At 65.1% G+C, this 1,652-nt stretch carries 1 protein-coding gene; it reads left to right on the top strand.

Features of this window, described 5'->3' with window-relative positions:
• Positions 1-228: 228 nt before the first annotated feature.
• Entirely contained in the window at positions 229-1,629 is a 1,401-nt protein-coding gene (locus tag ABQE93_RS27015; RefSeq protein WP_448411966.1) for an IS110 family RNA-guided transposase, read from the top strand.
• Positions 1,630-1,652 lie beyond the last annotated feature (23 nt).

The raw sequence follows: 1,652 nt of genomic DNA, 5'->3' as shown, positions 1-1,652 counted from the left end.
CACCGACATTTAGATTGGGTGAGTGCTCGCGGGCGGCCGAGGCTACCGACTGGAACCGTTCGGATTCCTGGATTTTGAGTGGTCGTCCGCGAGGCACGACCTGCGCGGTGTCGGTGTCTCTGTTCGGGAACTTGGAGCCGGCCGGTGCCGGACTCCTGCTTACGGAATGTCTGGGCCATGCCAGCCCCGATCGCAGGTCCAAACCCCGATCGATCGAGAGGACGTGGTGTGGAACTGACCCTGGGTATCGACGTGGCCTGCCGGGCTGCTCATCAGGCATCGCTGGCCCGTCCTGATGGGACCTTCGTGTGGACCGGCCGGCGGTTCTTTACCCGGCCTGCTGATCTGGAAAAGCTCTGGGCAGCTTGTGGTTTGACCGATGAGGACACGCTGCGGATCGTGATGGAGCCGACCCGCAACGCTTGGGTGCCGCTGGCATCGTGGTTCCGCCACCGCGGCACCCGGGTATCGATGGTGCCCACGACACAGTCGGCTGATCTGCGGGCGTACTACTCCAAGCACGCCAAGAACGATCACCTCGATTCCAAGATGCTGGCCCGGTTGCCCTTGCTGCACCCTGAGGGCCTGCGCGAGCACACCGGAGACGGCCCAGCCGAGCCGCTGCGCCGCATCGTCAAGATCCGCTCCTCGATTATCAAACGGCGCACCGCGGTTTTCCAGCGCCTCGACGCCCAACTCGAACTGCTCGGCCCCGCCTGGTACGACGCACTCGGAACGCGATACGGCAAGGCCACGCTGGCGCTGCTGGCCCGCTATGCCGATCCCAACAGCGTCATCCGTCTCGGGCATGCTCGCCTGACCCGATTCCTGATTCGGCATTCCCGCGGCGCCTGGCGCGAACCGCAAGCCACCTTGATCCTGGCCGCAGCCCAGGAATCGTTGCAGCTCTGGGGTGCTGGAGCGGACGCTCGGATCGATTTCGCCGAGCTGGCCGCCGATATCGCCGTCGAGGCCGAACAGGCCCAAGTATTGACCGAACAGATCGACGACCTCGACGAACGCGCCGCCAACCTGTATGCCGAGGCCGACCCCGCCGGGATCATCGCCTCAGCGCCCGGCGTCGGCCCCGTCACTGGTGCCATCATTGCCGGGCGCCTCGGGGATCCGCACCGCTTCCACTCCCTGGCCGCGATCCGCGCGTACTCCGGGCTGGTTCCCAAACTCAATCAATCCGGACAAAGCCACCACCAGCACGGATTGACCAAGTCCGGTGACCCACTGCTACGCGAAGCGCTATTTGCCGCCGCCGACCACGCCCGAAAGATCGACCCCCAGCTGGCTGCGAAATACAAGCGGCTCATGGCCACCGAGCGCCACCACGACTCGGCGACCTGCCATATCGCCACCGCACTGCTCACCCGCATCGCGACTTGCTGGCGCACCGGGCAGCCCTACGTGCTGCGTGACACCGACAACAGACCCATCGATGCCGACCAAGGGCGTCACCTCGTCACCGCAAACCATCGCGTCGAACGCCAGACCAGAATCAACGCCGCCAACACCCGCCAATCCCAACGGATCAAAGGCAGGACGGGCCGGGGACAACAGGAGTCGCCAAGCGCTCCAATCCACCGGCCCGTCAGCACCAGCCTAGAACCCGTCCGATGACTTGACTCTGCTTAGGAACTCAA

This window comes from Mycolicibacterium sp. XJ662 (genome assembly GCF_053484035.1).
Note: the sequence above shows the minus strand (reverse complement) of the source record. Positions and strands in the feature narration are given on the sequence as shown.